Raw genomic sequence first — 23,086 nt, 5'->3', positions numbered from 1 at the left:
CGTCGTGTTTGTGTGCTCAATGAAGGATCAACATGCTTAGTGACGTCAATCTGTGGCCGCTCATCGGGGTGGCCATCATCATCGTGGGCTTTGTCCTGCGGTTTAACCCCATGCTGGTCGTGATCGTCACGGCCGTGGGCACCGCCCTGGCAGCCGGGTTTCCCATCGACAAAATCCTCGCCACCATCGGCACAGGTTTCATCAAGACGCGCAACCTGCCGCTCATCATCTTGCTGCCCCTGGCGGTGATTGGCCTGCTCGAGCGCCATGGCCTGCGCCAGCATGCGCAAAACTGGATCAGCTCCATCCAATCGGCCACCGCAGGCCGCCTGCTCATCGTGTACCTGGCTGCGCGCCAGCTCACCGCTGCCATTGGCCTGACCAGCCTGGGTGGCCACCCGCAAATGGTGCGCCCGCTGCTGGCGCCCATGGCCGAAGGCGCCACCGAGGCGCGCTACGGCACGCTGCCAGAGCGCATTCGCCACAAGCTGCGCGCCTTCTCGGCCGCGACGGACAACGTGGGCCTGTTCTTTGGCGAAGACATCTTCGTGGCTTTTGGCGCCATCGTGCTGATGACCACCTTCCTGCACGAAGCGGGCATTGATGTGGAGCCACTGCACGTTGCGTTCTGGGGCATCCCCACGGCGGTCTGTGCGTTCCTGATCCACGCCTGGCGCCTGTACCGCCTGGACGGCGTGCTGGCCCGTGAGCTGAAGGCCGAGGGCATCGAGCCCTTGTCCGCCTCTGCAGCTTCTTCCAACAAAGCTGCCTGAGGAGCGCCGCAATGATTCTCTCTATCCAATACCTGTACTACCTGGTGGGTGCCGTGCTGGCCTTCACGTCCATCGCCACATTCACCGACAGCAGCAACCCCAAGCGCGTGAGCAGCGGCTTGTTCTGGGGCCTGTATGCCCTGGTGTTCCTGGTGGGCGACCGGTTGCCCCCGCTGTGGGTGGGCGTGGGCGCCGTGGCCATGGCATTGATTGCGGGCTTTGGCGGCGTGGCCGGTGGCCAGCACAAAAGCCCCAGCGTGGCCGAGTACGCGGCCAGCGCCAAGCGCCTGGGCAACAAGCTGTTTGCTCCGGCCCTGGCGATTCCGCTGGTCACCATGATCGGCACCTTGTCGGCCAAGCACCTGTCGGTGGGCGGCGTGCCGCTGCTGGACCCCAAGAACACCACGCTGGTGAGCCTGGGCGTGGGCTGCGTGCTGTCGCTGGCGCTGGTGTGCTGGCTGACGCGTGAAACCCCCGCACAGGGCATGCGCGAATCGCGCCGCCTGACCGATGCCCTGGGCTGGGCCCTGGTGCTGCCGCAAATGCTGGGCATGCTGGGTCTCGTCTTCTCGGACGCGGGTGTGGGCAAGGCCGTGGCCTATGTCACCACCACCTACATCAACATGGACCTGCGCTTTGTGGCCGTGGCCGTGTATGTGATTGGCATGGCGCTGTTCACCATCATCATGGGCAACGGCTTTGCCGCTTTCCCGGTGATGACGGGCGGCGTGGGCGTGCCCGTGCTGGTGGGCGTGTACCACGGTGACCCCGCAGTGATGGCGGCCATTGGCATGCTGTCGGGCTATTGCGGCACACTGCTGACGCCCATGGCGGCCAACTTCAACATCGTGCCCGCCGCGCTGCTGGAACTGCCAGACAAGAACGCCGTCATCCGTGCCCAGGTGCCCACGGCCCTGGTGTTGCTCACGGTCAACGTGTTTTTGCTGTACTTCCTGATGTTCCGCTAACCTCAATGAACCCCAAGGAAACGCCATGACGCAGAACGTGCTGCTCACCGGCTTTGAGCCGTTTGACAAAGACCCGCTCAACCCCTCGTGGGAAGTGGCCCGCGCGCTGGACGGCTGGCAGCCAGCCACACCAGCATCCGCCGGTGGTGCCTGCACCGTGCGCGCAGTGCAGCTGCCCTGCGTCTTTGGCGATGCCATTGCCCGCCTGGAGCAGGCGGTTGCGCAGTGGCAGCCCACGCTGGTGATCTGCCTGGGCCTGGCCGGTGGGCGCACCGAGATCACCCCCGAGCGCGTGGCCATCAACGTGGACGACGCCCGCATCCCCGACAACGCTGGGCGCCAGCCGGTGGACACGGCGGTGCACGCCGATGGCCCGGTCGCGTACTTCTCCACCTTGCCCGTCAAGGCCATGGTGCGCGACATGCGGGCCCAGGGTGTGCCCGCTGCGGTGTCCAACACGGCGGGCACCTTTGTGTGCAACCACATCTTCTATGCGCTGATGCACCACCTGGCTACGCGGGCGGGTGGCGCATCAGGGGCGATATCGGGGGCAGCACCGGGTACTGCAGCGGGTGGTGCGGCGGGCTCCGGCGCGGTGCGCGGGGGCTTTATTCATGTGCCTACCTTGCCCGAACTGGCGGCATTGCACCCCGGCATGCCCAGCATGGCCTTGGCTACGCAGGTACGCGGCTTGCAAGTGGCCATCGAAACCGCGCTGGCCGTGCAGGCCGATGTGCGCGAAGTGGGCGGCGCGCTGCACTGAGCCTGGCGCACCCCGCTGATTGATGACGCTGGCCGCGCGCACCTTGCACGCGCCAGCACCTGGAGAACACGATGACAACAATGGACCTCAACAGCGACCTGGGCGAAAGTCTGGGCGCCTGGACGATGGGCGATGACGCCGCGATGCTGGAGATTGTCAGCAGCGCCAATGTGGCCTGCGGCTTTCATGCGGGCGACCCTGTCGGCATATTGCAAACCCTGCGCGCCGCCGCAGCGCGCGGCGTGGTGGTGGGCGCCCACGTGGCCTACCCAGATCTCAAGGGCTTTGGCCGTCGCAGCATGGACATCTCCAGCGCCGAGCTGGTGGCCGATGTGATCTACCAGATTGGTGCCCTGCAAGGGCTGGCGGCGGCTGCGGGCACTGCGGTGCGCTACGTCAAGCCGCACGGCGCGCTGTATAACACCATTGCCCAAGATGCCCGCCAGGCCAAGGACGTGATCACCGCCCTTCGCGCCATCAACCCGCAGTTAACGCTGGTGGCCCTGGCCGGATCGCCCCTGGTGCAGTGGGCCCGCGATGCGGGCCTGCGCGTGGTGTCCGAAGCCTTTGCCGACCGTGCCTACACCCCGCTGGGCGCGCTGGTGTCGCGCCGCGAAAAAGGCGCCGTGCTGCACGACCCTGCAGTGATTGCCCAGCGCATGGTGCGCCTGGTGCGCGAGGGTGTGGTCGAAGCCATTGACGGCAGCACCGTGCGCATCGAGGCCGATTCGATCTGCGTGCACGGCGACAGCCCCGATGCCGTGGGCATTGCCCGTGAGTTGCGCAAGCGCTTTGAGGCCGATGGCATCAAGATCGCTTCGTTCATGGCCTCATTCATGGCCGCGGCCCAGGGGTAAGTCGGCATGCGTTTCTTGCCCGTCACCCTCAATTCGCTGCTCGTCGAGCTGGCCGACCTGGACGAAACCCTGGCGCTGCTGGCCTCGCTGCAGCACACCCCGCTGGCCGGTGTGGAAGAACTGGTCCCCGCTGCGCGGACCATCCTGGTGCGCTACCGCCCCTCAGCCACCAGCGCCGCCGTGCTGGTGCAGCACATTGCGCAGCGCGACCTGTCGCAGCGCGCCGAGCGCAGCGATACCTTGGTCGAAATCCCGGTGCACTACCACGGCGAAGACCTGGCCGAGGTGGCGCAGATCCTGGGCATCACTGCGGATGAAGTGGTGCAGCGCCACACGGGCAGCGAGTACACCGTGGCCTTCACTGGCTTTGCGCCCGGCTTTGCCTACCTGAGCGGCGGCCACCCCAGCCTGAACGTACCCCGCCGCAGCACACCGCGCACCCGCCTGCCTGCGGGCTCTGTGGGGCTGGCGGGCACCTTCAGCGGCGTGTACCCGCAGGCCAGCCCTGGCGGGTGGCAAATCATTGGCACCACCCCCGTGGCCATGTGGGACATTGCCCGCGCGCAGCCCGCCTTGCTGCAGCCAGGCTATCGCGTGCGCTTTGTGGATATTGCTACAAAATCAATAGCTGCTAGCGCTTATGCAGAGAGCGCTACAGGCCAAAAAGACCTTGAATCCTCTGGCCGCACGCAGCCAAGCCTTGCCGCAGGGCAGGCCGGGTTGCAGGTGCGTGCCACCGGGCTGCTCACCGTCTTCCAGGACTTGGGCCGCCACGGCCAGGCCGGGCAGGGCGTGTCGGCATCGGGGGCGATGGACCAGGCCGCCCTCAAGGCCGCCAACCGCCTGGTGGGCAACCCCAGCCACCTGGCTGCGCTGGAGACCGTGGGCGGTGGCCTGCAGCTGCGCAGCGTGGGCGAGAACGTGGTGGCCGTCACCGGTGCCGATGCCGTGCTGACGCTGACCACGGCCGCCGGGCAGCGCTGGCCTGCGCAACGTTACGAGGCCGTGGCCCTGGCCGATGGCGACACCCTGGCCGTGGGCCAACCCACCGCAGGCGCGCGCTGCTATGTGGCCGTGCGCGGCGGCTTTGCCGAAGCGCCAGTGATGGGCAGCTGCGCCACCGACACCCTGGCCCATGTGGGCCCCGCCCCCGTGGCCGTGGGCGACTGGCTGGCCGTGCGACCCGCCCCGGCTACCTGCGTGGTGGCCGCGCCCGAGCTGCCGCCCGCCGACCTGCCCACGCTGGAGCGTGACGTGGTGCTGGACGTGGTGATGGGCCCGCGCACCGACTGGTTCACGCCCGAGGCCATCGCCCGCTTTGCAGCGCAGCGCTGGCAGGTCACGCCCCAATCCAACCGCGTGGGCCTGCGCCTGGCAGGCGAGGTGCCACTGGACCGCGCCATCACCGGCGAGCTACCCAGCGAAGGTACGGCATTGGGCGCCCTGCAGGTGCCGCCCAGCGGCCAGCCCGTGCTGTTTTTGGCCGACCACCCGCTCACCGGCGGCTACCCGGTCATCGGCTGCGTGGCGCCGTACCACCTCGACCGCGCAGGGCAGATCCCTGTGGGCGCGTGGCTGCGGTTCAACCCGATCCAGCCGTTTGCAGAGTTGGCGCCTGAGGATCGCCCCGCCGCGTTCTGAGGATTGAGGCCACATGAGTTCACATAAACCGTTCACTGAGCGCAGTCGAAGCGCTGCGCAGGGCTTCGACAAGCTCAGCCCGAACGGCGTTGCCAGTTCACAGAGAAAGTTATCCATGAAAAAGGTCCTGATTGCTAATCGCGGCGAGATCGCCGTCCGCATCGCCCGCGCCTGTGCCGACTACGGCGTGCAGTCCGTCGCTGTGTACGCCAATGCCGACATCGACGCGCTGCACACCCGCATGGCCGATGAAGCCTACGGTCTGGATGGCGACCGCCCAGCAGACACCTACCTCAACGTCGAAAAGCTCCTGGCCATCGCCAAAAAAAGCGGCGCCGACGCCGTGCACCCCGGCTACGGATTCCTGTCGGAGAACCAGGGCTTTGCCCAGGCCGTCATCGATGCCGGGCTGGCCTGGATTGGCCCATCGCCCACCACCATTGCCCAACTGGGCGACAAAGTGCAGGCGCGCAAGATTGCGCTGCAGGTGGGCGCGCCGCTGGTGGTGGGCACGCCCGACCCGGTGAAGGACGCGAGCGAAGTGCTGGCCTTTGCCGAGCAAAACGGCCTGCCCATCATCATCAAGGCCGCCTTTGGTGGCGGCGGGCGTGGCATGAAGATCGCATGGCGCATGGACGAAGTGGCCGAGCTGTTCGAATCCGCCGTGCGCGAAGCCGTCACCGCCTTTGGCCGGGGCGAATGCTTTGTTGAGCAGTTCCTTGACAAGCCCCGCCACATCGAGGCACAGGTGCTGGCCGACACCCACGGCAACGTGGTGGTGCTGGGCACGCGCGACTGCTCGCTGCAGCGGCGCAACCAGAAGCTGGTGGAAGAGGCCCCAGCTCCGTTCCTGAGCGACGCACAGCGCGAACGCATCCACACCGCCGCACGCGACATCTGCGCTGCCGCAGGCTATGTGAGCGCGGGCACGGTGGAGTTTTTGCTGAGCCAAAGCGGCGCCATTTCGTTCCTGGAGGTCAACACCCGCCTGCAGGTGGAGCACCCTGTGACCGAGCAAACCACGGGCGTGGACCTGGTGGTGGAGCAGTTGCGCGTGGCTGATGGCCTGCCGCTGTCCATCACGCAAACACCTGCGCCCCTGGGCCACTCCATCGAGTTCCGCATCAACGCCGAAGACGTGGGCCGAGGCTTCTTGCCCACGCCCGGCCCGGTGCAGCGCTTTGACGCCCCCTCCGGCCCCGGCGTGCGGCTGGACACCGGCGTGCAGACCGGCTCGGTGGTGCCCGGCACGTTCGACTCGCTCATGGCCAAGCTCATCGTGACCGGCGCCACGCGCGAACAGGCCCTGGCCCGCGCACGCCGTGCGCTGCGTGAATTTCATATCGAAGGTGTGGCTTCGGTGCTGCCCTTTCACCGTGCCGTGATCGACCACCCCGACTTTGTGGGCGCTGATGGCTTCAAGGTGCACACCCGCTGGATCGAGTCCGACTTTGCCACCCCGCTGGCTGCGGCGGTGCGGGCCGTGCCTGCGGCAGACACCAGCTTGCTGCGCACCGCCATCGAGATCGACGGTCGCCGCGTGCAACTGGGCTTGCCAGCGGTGCTGCTGCAAGGCTTGGCCGCAGCGGGTGGGCAGGGCGCTGGTGCCGCCGCACCGGCAGAGGCCGCGGTGGACGCCGCTGCGGTCACATCCCCCATTGCAGGCAACCTGCATGCCTGGAAGGTGGCCGATGGCGACACGGTGCAAGAAGGCGATGTGATCGCCGTGATGGAAGCGATGAAGATGGAGATGCAGGTGACAGCGCACCGCAGCGGGCGCGTGGCCTTGGCTGCGGCGGCAGGCACGGCGCAGGCGCTGGGCGCGGTGATTGCGCGCATCGCCTGAAGACCGAAAGAGAGGCACAGGCCTGCTCACCCTGTGGGATGGGCTGGCTACAAGCCAAAAGCCAAGCGTTGATGTGTTTTTTTGTGGGCAGCGGCATTCAGGGGGCGAACGACGATTCGGCGAGTTTGTGAGATCGACGGCAACGAAGGGGCGCCCATGTACGCCACCCGGCGTATTTCCCGAATGCCAGGGGCTCTCCAGAATCCATTCCATCGCACCACACGGCCTACCGGCAGCCCCGGCGGGCAGGGCGAAGCGGTTTGATTCCTTACCTACCGGAGAAGCACACATGCAACGTCGTTATTCCCTCAAGGCCCTCGCGGCCGTCGCTACGCTCGCTGGCCTGTCTGCGCTGCCAGCCCATGCCCAGGACACGATCAAGGTCGGCATCCTGCACAGCCTGTCGGGCACCATGGCCATCTCCGAGACCGTGTTGAAAGACACCGTGCTCATGGCGATCGACGAGATCAACGCCAAGGGCGGCGTGCTGGGCAAGAAGCTCGAACCCGTGGTGGTGGACCCGGCCTCCAATTGGCCCCTGTTCGCTGAAAAGACCAAACAGCTGCTGGGCCAGGACAAGGTCTCGGTCATCTTCGGCTGCTGGACCTCGGTGTCGCGCAAGTCGGTGCTGCCCGTCGTGGAAGAAATGAACGGCCTGCTGTTCTACCCCGTGCAGTACGAGGGTGAAGAGCTGTCCAAGAACGTGTTCTACACCGGCGCAGCGCCCAACCAGCAAGCCATCCCCGCTGTGGACTACCTGATGAGCAAGGACGGCGGCGGTGCCAAGCGCTGGGTGCTGCTGGGTACCGACTATGTGTACCCCCGCACCACCAACAAGATCCTGCGCGCCTACCTCAAGTCCAAGGGCGTGAAGGACAGCGACATCGACGAGAAGTACACCCCGTTCGGCCACGCTGACTACCAGACCATCGTGGCCGACATCAAGAAGTTCAGCCAGGGCGGCAAGACGGCGGTGGTCTCCACCATCAACGGCGACTCGAATGTGCCCTTCTACAAGGAACTGGGCAACGCAGGCCTGAAGGCCAAGGACGTGCCGGTGGTCGCGTTCAGCGTGGGCGAAGAAGAACTGCGCGGCGTGGACACCAAGCCGCTGGTGGGCCACCTGGCTGCCTGGAACTACTTCCAGTCCATCAAGAGCCCGGCCAACACCGAGTTCATCAAGAAGTGGAGCGACTACGCCAAGGCCAAGGGCATTGCCGGCCACAAGGACAAGCCGCTCACCAACGATCCGATGGAAGCCACCTACATCGGCATCAACATGTGGAAGCAAGCGGTTGAAAAGGCCAAGAGCACGGACGTGGACAAGGTCATCGCCGCCATGGCCGGCCAGACCTTCAAGGCGCCGTCGGGCATCGTGAGCAAGATGGATGAGAAGAACCACCACCTGCACAAGAGCGTGTTCATCGGCGAGATCAAGGCCGACGGCCAGTTCAACGTGGTGTGGAAGACCCCCGGCCCCGTGAAGGCCAAGCCATGGAGCCCGTACATCGAGGGTAACGACAAGAAGAAGGACGAGCCGGAGAAGAAGTAAGGCTCCCCCTGAGCGGCTGCGCCGCTTCCCCCTCTCTCACGCTGCGCATGGGAGGGGGACGCCCCCAGCGCACGCAAGCGAAGCGCCGCATGCGCGGCTTGGCGGCCCTTGCGCGGGGGGGGCACTGGTCTGGGCTGTGCGCGTCGCACAGGCCGACCGCTTTTTGACCCACTGGCCCTTCCATGCTTTCCTCATTTTTCCCCCGCCTGATTGCCTGCGTTCTGTTGTGTGCAACGGTTCAGGCGCACGCCCTTACTGCCGAGCAGGCTCTGGCCATGGCCGCTGGCGAGACCGACGACCGTGTGGCCGCCGTGCAGCAGGCCGTGGTGGAGCCCGGCGAACGCACTGCCGCCTTCCTGCAGGCGCTGGCGGAAGATGCGGTGAAAGTGGCCGACGGCAAGGCGCTGATCGTGCAGGGCGACAAGGGCATCGACCCTGTGACCGGTGCCGAGGTACCCGTGCCCGCCGATGCCGAAGACATCATCAACAACAACCGCATGCGCGGCGAGATCGATACGGCCCTGGCGGGCCTGGCGCTGTTTGGTAAGGACGAAACCCAGCGCATGGCCGCCGCCAAGGCCCTGACCAAGGAGCCTGATGCGGGCCGCCTGCCATTGCTGGACAAAGCCCTGGCGCAGGAAAGCAACGACAAGATCAAGACCCAGCTGGAGCTGGCCCGCGCCGCCACCTTGCTGGGCAGCGACGACGCCGCGCAGCGCATTGCTGCAGCCCAGGCGCTGTCGCTCAGCGCCACGCCCGACACGCGGCTGCTGCTCAACGAGCGCGTCACCATGGAAGAAGACACCAAGGTCAAGGCGGCCCTGCAAGCCGCGCTCAAAGCCATTGACGGCCAGCTGGCCTGGGGCGAGCGCCTGGGCGCTGCGTTCTCGGGCATCAGCCTGGGCTCCATCCTGCTGCTCGTCGCCTTGGGCCTGGCCATCACCTACGGCCTGATGGGCGTGATCAATATGGCCCATGGCGAGCTGATGATGATCGGCGCTTACGCCACCTATGTGGTGCAAGGCATCTTCCAGAAGTATTTTCCGGGCGCTTTCGACTGGTACCTGGTGGCCGCACTGCCGCTGGCGTTTGGCGCATCCGCCGCCGTGGGCGCGGTGCTGGAGCGTGGCGTGCTGCGCTTTCTGTATGGCCGCCCGCTGGAGACTCTGCTGGCCACCTGGGGTATCAGCCTGGTGCTGATGCAACTGGTGCGCACCATCTTCGGCGCGCAGAACGTGGGTGTGGAAAACCCCGCGTGGATGAGCGGTGGCGTGCAGGTGCTCTCCAACCTCACGCTGCCCTACAACCGCTTGGTCATCATCGGCTTTGCCATTGCCGTGCTGCTGGGCATGGGCTACCTGATCGGCCGCACACGCCTGGGCCTGTTTGTGCGTGGCGTCACGCAAAACCGCCCCATTGCATCGTGCATGGGCGTGAACACCGCGCGCATCGACACCATGGCCTTTGCGCTGGGCTCGGGCATTGCGGGCCTGGCCGGTTGCGCGCTGAGCCAGGTGGGCAATGTGGGGCCCGACCTGGGCCAGAGCTACATCGTCGACGCCTTCATGGTGGTGGTGCTGGGCGGCGTGGGTCAGCTGGCGGGCACGGTGTATGCGGCGCTGGGCTTGGGGCTGTTGAACAAGTTCCTCGAAGGCTGGGCGGGCGCGGTGCTGGCCAAGATTGCGGTGCTGGTGTTCATCATCATCTTCATCCAGAAGCGGCCCCAGGGCATCTTCGCGGTCAAGGGGCGGAGTGCCGACGCATGACAACCACTGGCTCCTCTTCATCTCCTCTGTCCCAGCCCTTGACCGTTCAGGCTGAGCCTGTCGAAGCCCGGCCCGGCACTTCGACAAGCTTAGTGCGAACGGACGGGGGTGTGCATCAGCCCGTTTTGCAAGGCCGTCCCGTGACCCCATCTCCTGTCGTTTTGCCCGCACCGGCACCGCTGCTCACGCGCGGTGGCTGGTCGGCCTTCATCGTGGCGCTCATCGTGGTGTGCGCCGTGGCCCCCGTGCTCAACCTGTGGGTGCCCGCAGGCAGCATGTTCCACCTGTCGGACTACGCCGTGGCGCTGCTCGGCAAGATCATGTGCTACGCCATCTGCGCGCTGGCCATGGACCTCATCTGGGGCTACACCGGCATCCTGAGCCTGGGCCATGGTTTGTTCTTTGCGCTCGGCGGCTATGTGATGGGCATGTACCTCATGCGCCAGATTGGCCGCGACGGCAACTACAAGAGCGACCTGCCCGACTTCATGGTGTTCCTCGACTGGAAGGAGCTGCCCTGGCACTGGATGCTGTCCGACAGCTTTGTGGCCACGCTGATCCTCATCGTGGCCGTGCCGGGCGTGATCGCGTTTGTGTTCGGCTACTTCGCCTTTCGCTCGCGCATCAAGGGCGTGTACTTTTCCATCATCACGCAGGCCATGACGTATGCGGCCATGCTGCTGTTCTTTCGCAACGAGACGGGCTTTGGTGGCAACAACGGCTTTACCGACTTCAAGCGCATCCTGGGCATGCCCATCGCCACACAGAACATGCGCATGACGCTGTTCGTGCTCACGGGGCTCACCTTGCTCGGGTTCTTCCTCATGGCGCGCTGGCTGGTGCGCAGCAAGTTCGGCCGCGTGCTGCAGGCCGTGCGCGATGCCGAAACGCGGGTCATGTTCTCGGGCTACTCGCCGCTGCCCTACAAGCTCACCATCTGGACCATCAGCGCCATGATGTGCGGCGTGGCGGGCGCCCTGTATGTGCCCCAGGTCGGCATCATCAACCCCGGCGAAATGAGCGCCGCCAACTCCATCGAGATCGCCGTCTGGGCCGCGGTGGGTGGCCGCGCCACGCTGATCGGGCCCATCGTGGGGGCGTTCATCGTCAACGGTGCCAAGAGCTGGCTCACGGTGACGGCGCCGGAGTTCTGGTTGTACTTTCTGGGCGCGCTGTTCATTGCCGTGACGCTGTTCCTGCCCGATGGTGTGGTGGGCCTGGCGAAGAAGCTGAAGAAGAACAACAACAAGAAGACCGAAGGAGCCGCGCCATGACGCCTGATCTGATGGACGAAGGCGCGCGGCGCATTCAGACCCGGCTGACACCCACTGCGCAGGGCCAGACGGAATCCGGCGGCCGGGCTGCAGGCTTCTCGCGCATTGCTACGCCGGGCGAGGTCGATGTGACCCACGGCCGCATCTTGTACCTCGAAGACGTGCATGTGAGCTTTGACGGCTTCAAGGCCATCAACGGCCTGAGCCTGGACATCGCCCCCGGCGAGCTGCGCTGCATCATCGGCCCCAACGGTGCGGGCAAGACGACGATGATGGACATCATCACCGGCAAGACCCGGCCGCAAAAAGGCACGGTGTTCTTTGGCTCAACGATTGACCTGCTGCGCCACAACGAGCCCGAGATTGCCAGCCTGGGCATTGGCCGCAAGTTCCAGAAACCCACGGTGTTCGAGCAGCTCAGCGTGTTCGAAAACCTGGAGCTGGCCTTGAAGACCCACAAGGGCGTGAAGTCGAGCATGTTCTTCAAGCTCGACTCCGCGCAGTCGGACCGGCTGGCCGAGATCCTGCACACCATTCACCTGGCCGACAGCGTCACGCGGCAGTCGGGCAATCTGAGCCACGGGCAAAAGCAGTGGCTGGAGATTGGCATGCTGCTGATGCAGGACCCTAAGCTGTTGCTGCTCGATGAGCCGGTGGCGGGCATGACGGACGAGGAAACGGCGCGGACTGCGGAGTTGTTTCTCACGCTCAAGGGCAAACATTCGCTCATGGTGGTGGAGCATGACATGGGGTTCATCCGCACCATTTCGGAGAAGGTGACGGTGTTGTGCGATGGGTCGGTGCTGGCGGAGGGTACGCTCGATCAGGTGCAGGCGGATGAGCGGGTGATTGAGGTTTATTTGGGGCGGTGATGGTGTTGTGCGGCTTCTTCGTCTCAGATCGGCTGGCTGCACGCTACTGCTTGCAGGGCGGGAGCCGGGTTGTCGCCCCGGCGGGCGAGGTACTTTTCTTTGCTTCGCCAAAGAAAAGTACCCAAAAGAAAGGCGACCCCCAGTCGGCGACCCCTGCGCTTCGCTACGGGGCAACCTGCGTCGGGGCGGTTGCGGGGTGCGCCGTGGAACTCGCTTTGCGCTGCGCGCGCCGCTCGGACAACCACGGCGAGTCAGATGACGAGGCATGCGCGCTTCGACGCGCATGCTCACCCCGCAACCGCCCCGCCGCAGGCGCAGCCAGCAGGGGGGTGGACAGCCGAACATCCAAGCAGCCACACGGGCCATTGCTTCGCTCGGCCCAGTCTGCGCAGCGCGAGGCGCTCGCGCCCGTGAGAGGGGGCCGAGCGAAGCAATGGCCCGTGTGGATGTCCGATTCGCGGGTTCCCTTCACGATGCGCCGAGGAGCGCAGGGCGTGGGGCGGCACGCGCGTGCTTCGTGCTCTGACTCGCTGCGGTTGTTTGAGCGGCGCGCGCAGCGCGTAGCGAGTTCCGCAGCGCGCCCCACGCACGAGCACCGCAGGTTGCCCGCAGCGAAGCGAAGGGACGCAGCGTGTAGGGTCGCCCTTTCTTTGGTGACTTTCTTTCGGCGAGACGAAAGAAAGTTACTCGCATGCCGGGCGACTCCCGGCCTCCGCCCTCCACCCAGGCACGCCTTCGAAACCAGCACGCCAAGGCTTCGACAGGCCCGAACGGGCAGGCAAACCCAAAGCACTATAAAAACAATAGCTAATAACGCTTTATGAATAAGCGCTAGCGGCCAAAAACACTCAAAACGCCACCATGCTCACCGTCCAAAACCTCCACCAGTACTACGGCGGCTCCCACATCCTGCGCGACGTGAGCCTCACCGCCCAAACCGGCAAAGTCACCGTTTTGCTTGGCCGCAACGGTGTGGGCAAGACGACCCTGCTCAAAAGCCTCATGGGCCTGGTGCCCATCAAAAGCGGCAGCATCAGCTTCGACGGCAAACCCATCGACAAAGCCACCCCGTACGACCGGGCACGCGCAGGCATCGGCTTCGTCCCCCAGGGCCGCGAGATCTTTGGCCGCCTCACGGTGGAAGAAAACCTGCGCATGGGCCTGGCCTACAAAAGTGGTTCCACCCCCGTGCCGCCGCATCTGTATGAACTGTTCCCCGTGCTCCAAAAAATGCTCAAGCGCAGGGGTGGGGACCTGTCGGGCGGCCAACAGCAGCAGCTGGCCATCGCCCGGGCGCTGGCACCCGGCCCGCGCCTGCTGATCCTGGACGAGCCCACCGAAGGCATCCAGCCCAGCATCATCAAAGACATTGGCCGCGTGATCCGCATGCTGGCCGACAAAGGCGAGATGGCGATCCTGCTGTGCGAGCAGTACTACGACTTTGCGCAGGAACTGGCCGATGATTACCTGGTGATGGAACGCGGCGAGGTGATTGCGCGCGGCCCGGGTAGCGAGATGGAGGCCAAGGGCATTCGCAATCTCGTGGCGATCTGATCGCCAGCGCTTTTCGGGCCTGTTCCAGCGCCCGCTGCATGGCCGCCTACGTTGACCAGATGCGGGGCGGCTCGGCGCCGAGCTGCCACAGGGCTGCCCGCCATGCGGCCCGCACCTGCTGGAGCAGTTGCATGGCTGGCTCCACCTGCGGTGCCAGCACACGCAGCACCACCACTTGCCCGTTCGGGCTGGTGGCGCCTGCGGTGGCCTTGAGCGCATGGGTGTCCATCACGGCGCGGGCGGCGTCCAGTGCGGTGTCGCGCCGGGCCTTGTCCAGCGGGGTGCCCGTCACAAAGAACAGGCTGGCCATGCAGCGCTGCCCGGCCAGTCCCAGCGGGCTCTGCAGCAGGCGGTGGTCGGCCGCGTCGATCAGGCCGCGCTCCAGCCACCGGCCGGGCATCTCGATGTGCTGCACGAAACGGCCGGTTTCAAAGGGTTGCCCGGCATGCGGCAGGCCCAGCGCGGTCACGTCCCAGCCCATGCATTCGGCATGGGGTGCGAGCTTCAGCGTGAGGTGGTTTTCGGCATGGCAGGCGTTGTAGCAAAGCGCCTCCAGCGGCAACCATTCCAGGCGGGCGTTTTCTTCGAGCGTGAGGTGTGTGCGCTGCAGCGCGCGCTCTCCGGCAGAGCGGTAAAAGCGGGTGGCACCGGGCGTGGTGACCAGCCCGTGTGCGCCTGGCCCCACGGTGGCGGTGATGTCCAGTGTGTCCCCGCCGACCAGGCCACCTGGTGGGTGCACCAGCACGTTGTGGCAGATGCCATCGCCTTCCGGGTACAGGCTTTGCAGGATGCGCAGCGGCCCGTTGTGCGCAAAGCGCGCCACGGTGCGGGCGTTCTCGACCGTGTAGTTCAGCTGCAGGCGGGCGTGCCAGGGCATATCGGATGAATCGTTTTGCTACCAAATGAGTAGCTGATTATGAAGGGCGGTCGGGCACAGCCCCATGGGTGCACCACAGGCGGTGAACGGCGCGCGCTTCAGGCTGACCAGAACCCGGTGTGTGGCGCGCTGGATTCCTCCAGCAGCGCAGGGCCCAGGCATTCGACGGGGTGGGTTGCTGTGGCCAGCACGTCGCGGCACGACAGATCCAGGTCGCGCAGGGCACGGCGGGTGATGTGCAAGCTGCGCAGCCGCTGCGAGTCGATGCCGAAGACCACGCGGCCGATGCCGCTCCAGAAGATGGCGGCGGCGCACATCGCACAGGGCTCTGCCGATGTGTAGAGCGTGGCTTGGGCGCGGGCTTCGCGTGTGAGGCGGCGGCCCAGCTGCCGCAATGCGTTCATTTCGGCGTGGCCTGTCGGGTCGCCGGACTCGGTGGTCGTGCAATACGCCTCGGCCAGCAGCATGCCGTCGGCCCCGGCGACCACCGCCCCAAACGGGTGATTGCCGCGCGCCCGCGCGGTGCATGCCCAGGCGATGGCCTGGCGCAGATAGGTGCTGTCGGTTTCGCCCAGTGGCGTGGGCTCATCGAACGCGGTCGGGTGCGCCGCCATGAGGGTGTGCATGCTTGTCTCCTGCAGTGTGCTGGGTGCGCGCGCGTGGCGCAGGCCTGCTTGCTGCCTGTCGCCACCTGCCCGCCATCCGTGCCTTTGCCATGCATTTGGCGTGCCAACAACAATGTGTGACATGTCGCCGGAACACCGGTCTTTGCCCCTCAGGAAACACGCTGGGGCCTGCGCGCTGCCAAACCCAGGGCCCGCGTCAAAGCCAGGGCTTGAGCCAGCCCAGCCCGTCCGATGTGGCGTGGGGCGCAGCACCGCGTGCGGGGCGGTATTCGCAGCCGATCCAGCCGTCGTAGCCCAGGCGGTCGAGCAGCTGGAACAGATAGGTGTAATTGACCTCGCCCACGTCGGGCTCATGGCGCTCGGGCACGCCCGCGATCTGCAGGTGGCCCACATGGCCCGTGGGCAGGTACTGGCGGATCTTCATGGCCAGGTCGCCCTCCACGATCTGCGCGTGGTACAGGTCCATCTGCACCTTGACGTTGGCGGCGCCGATCTCGGCGATCAGTGCATGGGCCTGGTCCTGGCGGCTCAGGAAGAAGCCGGGCATGTCGCGGCCATTGATGGGCTCCAGCAGGATCTGGATGCCGTTCGGTGCGGCCTGCTTGGCGGCATGGCGCACGTTGGCGATGTAGGTGGCGCGCGCGGTGGCCGCGTCGGCACCCTGTGGCACCAGTCCTGCCATCACATGGATGCGCGGGCAGTGCAGCGCCTTGGCGTAATCAATGGCCTTGGCAATGCCTTCGCGGAACTCGGCCTCGCGCCCGGGCAGGCAGGCCAGGCCACGCTCGCCCCCGTCCCAGTCACCGGGCGGGGCGTTGAACAGCACCTGCTGCAGGTCGTGGGCTTGCAGGCGTGCGGCCAGTTCTTGGGCGGGGTAGGCGTAGGGGAAGAGGTATTCCACCGCCTTGAAACCATCACGGGCAGCGGCGGCAAAGCGGTCGAGAAAGTCCACGTCGTTGTAGAGCATGGACAGGTTGGCGGCAAAACGGGGCATGGGTGTCTTTCAAACCAGTCTCGGCAGCGCACCGGCTATTTTGGTGCGGGGCAGGAGTCTTCGAGCTGGGCCAGTTCCGCGAGCTTTTGCAGTCGGCTGCGTTTGTCCAGGCAGGCCTGGTGCTGCGCCTGGGCTGCTTTTTGTTGGGCCAGGTGCGTCGCCTTGGCACGCGCGGCCTGCAGCTGGGCCACCCGTTCGCGGATCTGGGGCATGGCTGCCAGGGCAGCCTTCTCGCCTTCCACAATGGCGCTGGCGCGCTGGGTGAAGTCGGCGGGGCCAATGTCCAGCACTTGCGGTGTGATGATCACGTCGGCGCGCGCCAGTTCGGCCTGACCGAGCTTCTGGCCCATGATGGCAATCGACTGGTTCAGCGCGCCCAGCATGTTGGCGGGCGACTGGCCTCGGGCCTTGTTGGAGATGTCCACGGCAATCACGATGTCGGCGCCCAACTGGCGCGCGGCATCCACCGGCACGGGGCTCACGATGCCGCCGTCCACAAAGTGGTATTTGCCGATGGCGACCGGCTGGAACACGCCGGGCACGCTGCTGGATGCGCGCACGGCCTGTCCCGTGTTGCCGCGCGCAAACACGGTGCGCTCACCGTCCTCGAGCCGCGTGGCCACCACCACAAAGGGCTTGGCCATTTGTTCCAGCGGCTTGCGGCGCACCTGTTCGTTCACGTAGTCTTCGAGCTTCTGGCCCAGCACCAGCCCGCCCGATGACAGTTGCAGGTCGCGGATCTTGGCTTCGTCCAGCGCCACGGCTTTTTCCTGCATCTCAAATGCGTTCATGCCGCTTGCGTACAGCGCGCCCACCACGCTGCCAGCGCTGGTGCCTGACACCACCGCAGGCGCCAGGCCATTGGCCTCCAGCATCTTGATCACGCCAATGTGTGCAAAACCCTTGGCCGCGCCACCGCCCAGGGCTATGCCCACGCGGATGGGGGTGGCAGAGGATGAAAGCGGGGTTTCGGTGGACGCATCGGGCCGGGTGGGCGTGGTGCCACCACATGCGGCCAGGGCCAGGGCTGCCAGCACGGTCACGGTGGCACGGGCGGCCAGCGGGTGGAAAAAATCGGTCAAGCGCATGCCAGGCGATCCTGCGGTGCAACGGGGCGCGAAGTATAGCGGCGGCGTGTTGGCAGCGTGGGAAAGACGGCCCGTTGCTTCTGAAGAGGAACTGTCGGCGCATCCTTTGCACTGGCAAGGAGCGCAATCGTCGAAACCGGTGCGGCCTAGTCGAGAACCGCCGCGCAAGGGCCGCCCCGCCGCGCTGGCGGTGTCCCCCTTCCCGAATCGCGCCAGCGATTCGAGAGAAGGGGGAAGGCGCCGAAGGCGACTCAGGGGGATGTACCCTGCCTACTCTCCCTGCGAGCCCCGGTGTGCCCAGCCCGTGGTGCGTTTTTCAATCCAGCTGAACAGCTCGTACATGACCATGGCCATGGCGCCCACCACCATCAGGCCCGCAAACGCCAGGCCCATCTGCATGGACGAGCCCGCACTGATCAGCAGGTAGCCAATGCCTTCGTTGGCGGCGGTCATCTCCGACACCGTGGTGCCCACAAACGCCAGTGTGATGGCCACCTTGAGCGAGCCAAAAAAGTAGGGCATCGAGCGCGGCAGGCCCACCTTGGTCAGCACGTCCCAGCGCTTGGCGCCCAGCACGCGCAGCACGTCTTCGAGCTCGGGCTCCAGTGTGGCCAGGCCGGTGGCGATGTTGACCATGATGGGAAAGAAGCTGATGAGAAAGGCCGTGAGGATGGCCGGGCCCACGCCAATGCCGAACCACACCACGAGGATGGGCACGAACGCCGCCTTGGGCAGGGCGTTGAAGGCTGTCATCAGCGGGTACACGGCGGCATAGGCCAGGCGCGAAGAGCCGATCACAAAGCCCAGCAGCACCCCCACTACGATGGCGATGCCAAAGCCGGCCATGGTCACCCAAAAGGTGCGCCAGGCGTGGCCTGCGATCACGCCGCCAAACTCCACCAGCTGCGTGCCGATGGTCCAGGGGCTGGGGAAGATGAACTCCGAGACATTGAAGGCTGAGCAGATGATCTGCCACAGCAGGACGATCGCCAGCAACAGCAGCCAGGGCGACCAGCGTTCTACGGTTTTCTTGTGCATGGTGCTTGTGTGTCGGTCAGTGGTTACTGCTGGAGAGGGGCGCCGGCTTTACGCAGGGCACCGATATGGCCGCGCAGCTCGTGCACGATGTCCGTGAATTCCTTGGTGTAGGTGATTTCCAGATCGCGCGGCCGGGGCAGCTCGATCTCCTTGCGCACCACAAAACGGCCCGGGCTTTTGCTCATGACATACACGGTATCGGCCAGGAACACCGACTCACGCAGATCGTGCGTGACCAGAATCACGTTGAATTGCTGCTCGGTCCACAGGTCGCGCAGAATGCACCACAGTTCTTCGCGCGTGAACGCATCGAGCGCGCCAAACGGCTCGTCCAGCAGCAGCATTTTGGGCTCGTGGATCAGCGCGCGGCAGATGCTGGCGCGCTGCTGCATACCGCCCGACAGCTGCCAGGGGAACTTGTCTTCATAGCCCGCCAGCCCCACTTTTTGCAGCAGCTTGCGGGCACGTTCTTCGTATTCCTTGCGCTTTTGCTTGAAGTGGCTGCGATAGGGCTCGACGATTTCGAGCGGCAGCAGCACGTTGTCCACCGTGGTGCGCCAGGGCAGCAGCGATGGCGCCTGAAACGCCATGCCCGAGACCTTGAGCGGCCCCGTGACCGGCTGCCCGTCGATGAAAATCTTGCCCATGGAGGGCATCTTCAGCCCCGTGGCCAGCTTCATGAAGGTGGACTTGCCGCAGCCCGAGGGGCCGACGATGGCGATGAACTCGCCGCGCCGCACCTGCAGGTTGATGGCCTCGACCGCAAACTGGTTTTGCGCGCGCAGCTCGTCGTTGTAGGCGAGCCAGACGTCGCGGAAGTCCACAAAATAGGAGTCGGCAGCCTGCATGGGATAGAGTTTTGAATAAAAATGGCCTCTAGCGCTTGCTGGATAAGCGCTGAAAGCTATTAAATTGATAGTAAACGTGCGGCGCTTGCTTGACTACTTCTTGGGCAGGATGTTCAGCTCGGCCGCGCTGGGCAGGAAGCTGGCGTTCCACACATCGTCGGGGTTCACACGCGTTTTGGTGTTGAACGCATCCGACACCTGCGAGGCCATCAGCGACATGCGGCCGGGCTTGGCCTGCCCGAAGCCTTCGGCGCGTGCGTCGGGGCTGTTGATGACGGTGTCGATGGCCAGTTGCAGGCGGCGGGTTTCAAGCGGCACGTTCACGATGCCGTCGCGCGCTTTCACGTACTCGATGGAGGCTGCAGGGTTTGCGATGACCTCTTTGGCGCCCTTGGTGAAGGCTGACAGGAAGGCCTTGACGGCGGCCGGGTTCTCCTTGATGAGCTTCGGGCTGGCAATGACCACGTTGCCGTACAGCTTCACGCCGAAGTCGGCATAGGGCAGCACCACCACATCGGCAGCCTTGGCGCCACGGGCTTCCAGGTTGAGCAGCGAGGTGAAGGTGAAGCCGGTGATGGCGTCCACATCGCCGCGCACCAGCATGGTTTCGCGCAGGGGCGGGTCCATGGCCGTCCAGGTCACGGCGCCGATGCCGTTGGCCTTCTGGAAGATGGGGAACGCGCGGCGGCCCGCGTCGAACACGGGGGCGCCCAGCTTCTTGCCGGCCAGGTCGGCGGGCTTGGTGATGCCGCTCTTCTTGAGCGCCATGACCGAGGCCGGCGTGTTGTTGTAGACCATCATCACCGCCACGGGCTTGTTTTGCGCGTCGGGGTTGTTGGCGTGGAACTCCATCACGGCGGCCAGGTCGGCAAAGCCCATGTCATACGTGCCCGAGGCTACGCGCTGCACGGCACCGCCCGAGCCGTTGCCGGCATCCACCGTCACATCCAGCCCGGCGGCCTTGAAATAGCCCTTGGCCACGGGCTGCAGAAACAGCGCCGCAGGGCCTTCAAAACGCCAGTCGAGCTGGAATTTGATGGGCGTGGGCGTTTGTGCGTGCGCCAGCGAGACGGTGCTGGCCGCGGCCAGCAGTGCGGCGCACTGCAGGAACGAGCGTTTCTTCATGGGGGCTCCTGGGACAAAGGCGTTGAAAGGTGCCGTTTTCACGGCCGCTTGGCCATGAACTCAGCAAAATTAATGCCCGCTTTCGCCGCAGTAGAACCGGGCATGAAGCCATTCTTCCCCGAAGTGGTGCACGGGGGGCATGCAGGGTTTCCCGACATGGCGCGAAACCCTGTGCGCCTGCCCCGCCCTGGGCTGCAGCGCGCATTGCGCCCTTGCGCTTGCCTTTACCTGGGGCGTGCTGCCGCGCTGGCCACGGCCAGGGCCGTCATGTTGAGCACGCGGCGCACGGTGGCGGCTGGGGTCAGGATGTAGGCTGTGGCAGCAGCGCCCATCAGGATGGGGCCCACGGTGACGCCACCGCTGGTGGTCGTCTTGAGCACGTTGTAGAGGATGTTGGCGGCATCCAGGTTGGGGCAGATCAGCAGGTTGGCCGAGTCCGTCAGGGTCGAGTCCGCCATGTAGGCGTTGCGGATGTTGGGCTCCAGCGCGGCATCGCCGTGCAGCTCGCCATCGCACTCGATCTCGGGGTGGGCGGCCACGAACAGGTCGCGCGCCTCGCGCATCTTGCGGGCCGATGCGCGTTTGGACGAGCCATAGCTCGAATGCGACAGGAAAGCGACCTTGGGTGGAATTCCAAATCGCTGTACTTCCTGCACCGACATCCAGGCGATGTCGGCCAGTTGCTGGGCCGTGGGGTCTTCGTTCACATAGGTGTCGGCAATGAAGAGTGTGCCCCGGCTGGTCATCAGCGCGTTCAGCGCGGCGTAGTTGTTGGCGCTTTCCTGGCGGCCGATGATGCTGTGGATGCGCTCCAGGTGCGTCTCGTAGGTGCCCACCAGGCCGCAGATCATGGCGTCGGCATCGCCCAGCTTCACCATTAGCGAGGCGATGATGGTGTTGGAGCGGCGCACGGCGGCCTTGGCCACTTCGGGCGTGGCGCCATTGCGCTTCATGAGCTGGTGGTAGTGCTCCCAGTATTGGCGAAAGCGTGGGTCGTCCTCGGGGTTGCACACTTCCACATCCTTGCCCAGCTGCATGCGCAGGCCCGCCTTGGCGATGCGGGCGGCAATCACGGCGGGGCGGCCGATGAGGATGGGCGCAGCGATCTTGTCGTCGATGGCCATCTGCGCGGCACGCAGGGCGCGCTCGTCCTCGCCGTCGGCATAGGCCACGCGCTTTTGTGCATCGGGCAGGGCCTTGGCCGCGTTGATCACGGGGCGCATCAGCATGCCGGTCTGGTACACAAAGCGCGACAGGGTTTCCTTGTAGGCCTCCATGTCTTCGATGGGGCGCGTGGCCACGCCCGATTCCGCTGCGGCCTTGGCCACGGCGGGCGCGATCTTGAGGATCAGGCGCGAGTCAAACGGCGTGGGGATGAGGTAGTCCGGGCCGAAAGTCAGCTCTTTGCCCGCGTAGGCGCTGGCCACTTCTTCGCTGATGTCGGCCTTGGCCAGGTCGGCGATCTGGCGCACGCAGGCCAGCTTCATGGCCTCGGTGATCTTGGTGGCGCCGCAGTCCAGTGCACCCCGGAAGATGTACGGGAAACACAGGACGTTGTTGACCTGGTTGGGGTAGTCCGAGCGGCCTGTGGCGATGATGCAGTCGGGGCGGATGGCCTTGGCCAGCTCGGGGCGGATCTCGGGCTCGGGGTTGGCCAGCGCCAGGATGATGGGCTTTGCGGCCATCGTTTTGACCATCTCGGCCGTGAGCACGCCGGGGGCCGAGCAGCCCAGGAACACGTCGGCGCCGTTGACGGCATCGGCCAGGGTGCGCGCATCGGTCTTTTGCGCATAGGCCGCCTTCGATTCGTCGTAGCCGCCGGGGCGGCCTTCGTAGATCACGCCCTTGGAGTCGCACATGAAGATGTTTTCCACCTTCACGCCCAGGCCCACCATCACGCCCACGCAGGCAATGGCGGCGGCGCCAGCGCCCGACACGGCGATCTTGACGGCGCCGATGTCCTTGCCCACCAGCTCCAGGCCGTTGAGCAGCGCGGCGCTACTGATGATGGCGGTGCCGTGCTGGTCGTCATGGAACACCGGGATGTTCATGCGCCTGGACAGCTCGCGTTCGATGTAGAAGCACTCGGGTGCCTTGATGTCTTCGAGGTTGATGCCGCCCAGCGTGGGCTCCAGCGCCGCGATGATCTCGATGAGCTTGTCGGGGTCGCGCTCGGCCAGTTCGATGTCGAACACATCGACGCCGGCAAACTTCTTGAACAGGCAGCCCTTGCCCTCCATCACTGGCTTGCTCGCCAGCGGGCCGATGTCGCCCAGGCCCAGCACGGCCGTGCCGTTGGTGATCACGGCCACCAGGTTGCCGCGCGAGGTGAAGTCAAACGCCTTGGACGGATCGGCGGCGATGTCCAGGCACGGATAGGCCACGCCCGGCGAGTAGGCCAGCGACAGGTCGCGCTGGTTGGACAGAGGCTTGGTGGGGGTGACCGCAATCTTGCCACGGCTGGGGTTGCGGTGGTATTCGCGCGCAGCGTCGCGCAGGGCTTGTTCGGCGGTGGAAATGTTCTGTGTCATACGGAAACCTGAAAGTTCTCAGCGGATTGCAAAAACAAGCAAATCCGATGGTGAATCGGGGCCATGTGCCGGTCAATGCGTACGCGGCGTGAA

Annotated in this window: 19 protein-coding genes; 11 read left to right on the top strand and 8 right to left on the bottom strand. The window is 65.5% G+C overall.

Annotated features, from left to right (window positions below; all coding sequences use genetic code 11):
* Positions 1-32 precede the first annotated feature (32 nt).
* From CCX87_RS13950 to urtE, 11 genes are all read left to right on the top strand, one after another.
* Positions 33-773: a DUF969 domain-containing protein gene (locus CCX87_RS13950; RefSeq protein WP_087747202.1), complete on the top strand. Its 741-nt coding sequence runs from the start codon at positions 33-35 to the stop codon at positions 771-773.
* 11 nt (positions 774-784) lie between these two features.
* Positions 785-1,741 carry a DUF979 domain-containing protein gene (locus CCX87_RS13945; protein WP_087747200.1) on the top strand — a complete coding sequence of 319 codons (957 nt, stop codon included), beginning with the start codon at positions 785-787 and terminating at the stop codon, positions 1,739-1,741.
* A 25-nt stretch (positions 1,742-1,766) separates the two neighbouring features.
* Entirely contained in the window at positions 1,767-2,504 is a 738-nt protein-coding gene (pcp, locus tag CCX87_RS13940; protein ID WP_087747197.1) for a pyroglutamyl-peptidase I, read from the top strand.
* A gap of 71 nt (positions 2,505-2,575) precedes the next feature.
* Positions 2,576-3,361, top strand: coding sequence for a LamB/YcsF family protein (locus CCX87_RS13935; RefSeq protein WP_087747194.1), 786 nt, complete (start codon positions 2,576-2,578; stop codon positions 3,359-3,361).
* A 6-nt stretch (positions 3,362-3,367) separates the two neighbouring features.
* On the top strand, positions 3,368-5,002 hold the full coding sequence (gene pxpB, locus CCX87_RS13930; protein ID WP_087747192.1) for a 5-oxoprolinase subunit PxpB: 1,635 nt from the start codon (positions 3,368-3,370) through the stop codon (positions 5,000-5,002).
* 115 nt (positions 5,003-5,117) lie between these two features.
* On the top strand, positions 5,118-6,848 hold the full coding sequence (locus CCX87_RS13925) for an acetyl/propionyl/methylcrotonyl-CoA carboxylase subunit alpha (RefSeq protein WP_087747190.1): 1,731 nt from the start codon (positions 5,118-5,120) through the stop codon (positions 6,846-6,848).
* Positions 6,849-7,137: 289 nt separating this feature from the next.
* The gene (urtA, locus tag CCX87_RS13920; RefSeq protein WP_087747188.1) at positions 7,138-8,400 is read left to right on the top strand and encodes an urea ABC transporter substrate-binding protein; all 1,263 of its coding nucleotides are present in this window, start codon (positions 7,138-7,140) and stop codon (positions 8,398-8,400) included.
* Positions 8,401-8,582: 182 nt separating this feature from the next.
* Positions 8,583-10,166 carry an urea ABC transporter permease subunit UrtB gene (gene urtB / locus CCX87_RS13915; RefSeq protein ID WP_087747187.1) on the top strand — a complete coding sequence of 528 codons (1,584 nt, stop codon included), beginning with the start codon at positions 8,583-8,585 and terminating at the stop codon, positions 10,164-10,166.
* A gap of 140 nt (positions 10,167-10,306) precedes the next feature.
* On the top strand, positions 10,307-11,440 hold the full coding sequence (urtC, locus tag CCX87_RS13910) for an urea ABC transporter permease subunit UrtC (RefSeq protein ID WP_087747185.1): 1,134 nt from the start codon (positions 10,307-10,309) through the stop codon (positions 11,438-11,440).
* Positions 11,437-12,312: an urea ABC transporter ATP-binding protein UrtD gene (gene urtD, locus CCX87_RS13905; RefSeq protein WP_087747183.1), complete on the top strand. Its 876-nt coding sequence runs from the start codon at positions 11,437-11,439 to the stop codon at positions 12,310-12,312. The genes urtC and urtD overlap by 4 nt, the downstream gene beginning before the upstream one ends.
* 861 nt (positions 12,313-13,173) lie before the next feature.
* Positions 13,174-13,866, top strand: a complete 693-nt coding sequence (gene urtE, locus CCX87_RS13900) for an urea ABC transporter ATP-binding subunit UrtE (protein WP_087747181.1) — start codon at positions 13,174-13,176, stop codon at positions 13,864-13,866.
* Positions 13,867-13,912: 46 nt separating this feature from the next.
* On the opposite strand, the gene CCX87_RS13895 is transcribed toward urtE, so the two are convergent.
* The 8 genes from CCX87_RS13895 to CCX87_RS13860 all read right to left on the bottom strand — a co-directional run bounded on the left by CCX87_RS13895 (position 13,913) and on the right by CCX87_RS13860 (position 22,993).
* Entirely contained in the window at positions 13,913-14,743 is an 831-nt protein-coding gene (locus CCX87_RS13895; RefSeq protein WP_087747179.1) for an urease accessory protein UreD, read from the bottom strand.
* Between the two features lie 98 nt (positions 14,744-14,841).
* Complete coding sequence (locus CCX87_RS13890) at positions 14,842-15,369, bottom strand: nucleoside deaminase (RefSeq protein WP_087748350.1); 528 nt, start codon at positions 15,367-15,369, stop codon at positions 14,842-14,844.
* A gap of 196 nt (positions 15,370-15,565) precedes the next feature.
* Positions 15,566-16,363 (bottom strand): 2-oxo-tetronate isomerase, encoded by a 798-nt coding sequence (gene otnI / locus CCX87_RS13885; RefSeq protein ID WP_087747177.1) that lies wholly within the window; start codon positions 16,361-16,363, stop codon positions 15,566-15,568.
* 35 nt (positions 16,364-16,398) lie between these two features.
* Positions 16,399-17,451, bottom strand: a complete 1,053-nt coding sequence (locus CCX87_RS13880; protein WP_087747175.1) for a patatin-like phospholipase family protein — start codon at positions 17,449-17,451, stop codon at positions 16,399-16,401.
* Positions 17,452-17,721: 270 nt separating this feature from the next.
* Positions 17,722-18,489: an ABC transporter permease gene (locus tag CCX87_RS13875; protein ID WP_086911570.1), complete on the bottom strand. Its 768-nt coding sequence runs from the start codon at positions 18,487-18,489 to the stop codon at positions 17,722-17,724.
* Positions 18,490-18,512: 23 nt separating this feature from the next.
* The gene (locus CCX87_RS13870; protein WP_086911571.1) at positions 18,513-19,337 is read right to left on the bottom strand and encodes an ABC transporter ATP-binding protein; all 825 of its coding nucleotides are present in this window, start codon (positions 19,335-19,337) and stop codon (positions 18,513-18,515) included.
* A 93-nt stretch (positions 19,338-19,430) separates the two neighbouring features.
* The gene (locus tag CCX87_RS13865; protein ID WP_086911572.1) at positions 19,431-20,462 is read right to left on the bottom strand and encodes an ABC transporter substrate-binding protein; all 1,032 of its coding nucleotides are present in this window, start codon (positions 20,460-20,462) and stop codon (positions 19,431-19,433) included.
* Between the two features lie 224 nt (positions 20,463-20,686).
* On the bottom strand, positions 20,687-22,993 hold the full coding sequence (locus tag CCX87_RS13860; RefSeq protein ID WP_087747172.1) for an NADP-dependent malic enzyme: 2,307 nt from the start codon (positions 22,991-22,993) through the stop codon (positions 20,687-20,689).
* Positions 22,994-23,086: the final 93 nt, after the last annotated feature.

Source organism: Acidovorax sp. T1 (assembly GCF_002176815.1).
Lineage (GTDB): Bacteria > Pseudomonadota > Gammaproteobacteria > Burkholderiales > Burkholderiaceae_C > Acidovorax.
This window is presented reverse-complemented; position numbering and strand designations above follow the sequence as displayed.